This window comes from Streptomyces sp. NRRL B-24572 (assembly GCF_002156145.1).
GTDB lineage: Bacteria > Actinomycetota > Actinomycetes > Streptomycetales > Streptomycetaceae > Streptomyces > Streptomyces vietnamensis.
The window spans coordinates 1-1,506 of sequence record NZ_MWIG01000429.1; the positions used below are offsets into that span (position 1 = coordinate 1).

Annotated in this window: 1 protein-coding gene and 1 other RNA gene; both read left to right on the plus strand. The window is 71.6% G+C overall.

What is annotated here, in order from left to right:
* The first annotated feature begins 3 nt into the window (after positions 1-3).
* Positions 4-102: signal recognition particle sRNA small type (gene ffs, locus CCN56_RS24690), an RNA gene on the plus strand.
* Positions 103-331: 229 nt separating this feature from the next.
* Positions 332-1,506 (plus strand): DNA polymerase III subunit gamma and tau (locus CCN56_RS24695; protein WP_143664614.1); only part of this gene is annotated, 1,175 nt, incomplete at its 3' end.

Sequence of the window (1,506 nt, forward strand, 5' to 3'; positions counted from 1 at the left end):
GGGCGGAGCCCCTCACGTGGCGCTATCTGACTGAACTCCCCCAGGGCCGGAAGGCAGCAAGGGTAGGTCGGCTCTGGCGGGTGCGTGGGGGGCGCTTGCGTTTCCCGGCCGTGTGTCCTCCCGGTCGCGCGTTCCGGCCATATGCCTCGGCCGTGCGCTCCCGCCGTGCGTCTCGGCCTTGCGTCCCCGCCGCGCGTTCCGGCCGCGTGCCTCAGCCGTACCCCCGACCTTGCGCCCCGGCCGTGCGCGCCGGCTCTGCTCCCCGCCCCGCCCCGTCCCGTCCCGCTTCGGGTTTCCCGGGTTGTCGGTGGGCGCCTATAACCTCGTATACGTGTCGTCTCTCGCGCTGTACCGCCGCTATCGCCCCGAGTCCTTCGCCGAGGTCATCGGGCAGGAGCATGTCACCGACCCGTTGCAGCAGGCCCTGCGGAACAACCGGGTCAATCACGCGTACCTGTTCAGCGGGCCCCGCGGGTGCGGAAAGACGACCAGTGCGCGCATTCTCGCGCGGTGTCTGAACTGTGAGCAGGGTCCCACTCCGACGCCCTGCGGCGAGTGCCAGTCCTGCCGGGACCTCGCGCGGAACGGGCCCGGGTCCATCGACGTCATCGAGATCGACGCCGCCTCCCACGGTGGCGTGGACGACGCCCGTGACCTGCGGGAGAAGGCCTTCTTCGGGCCCGCCTCCAGCCGGTACAAGATCTACATCATCGACGAGGCCCACATGGTCACCTCGGCGGGCTTCAACGCCCTCCTGAAGGTGGTCGAGGAGCCGCCGGAGCACCTCAAGTTCATCTTCGCCACGACCGAGCCCGAGAAGGTCATCGGGACCATTCGGTCCCGGACCCATCACTATCCCTTCCGGCTCGTGCCGCCGGGGACGCTCAGGGACTACCTCGGCGAGGTCTGCGGGCGCGAGGGCATTCCCGTCGAGGACGGCGTGCTGCCGCTCGTCGTCCGCGCCGGTGCCGGGTCCGTGCGTGACTCGATGTCCGTCATGGACCAGCTGCTCGCCGGTGCCGCCGACGACGGTGTGACCTATGCCATGGCGACCTCTCTCCTCGGTTATACGGACGGGTCCCTGCTCGACTCCGTCGTCGACGCCTTCGCGGCCGGGGACGGCGCCGCCGCGTTCGAGGTCGTCGACCGGGTCATCGAGGGCGGGAACGATCCCCGGCGGTTCGTCGCCGATCTGCTGGAGCGGCTGCGGGACCTCGTGATCCTCGCCGCGGTGCCCGACGCCGCCGAGAAGGGGCTCGTCGACGCCCCCGTCGACGTCATCGAGCGCATGCAGGCGCAGGCGTCGGTGTTCGGGGCCGCCGAGCTCAGCCGGGCCGCCGATCTCGTGAACGCCGGACTGACCGAGATGCGCGGCGCCACCTCGCCCCGCCTCCAGCTGGAGCTGATCTGCGCGCGCGTGCTGCTGCCCGCCGCCTTCGACGACGAGCGCTCCCTCCAGGCGCGGCTCGACCGTCTCGAGCGCGGGGCGGCCGCCGCGCCCGCGCC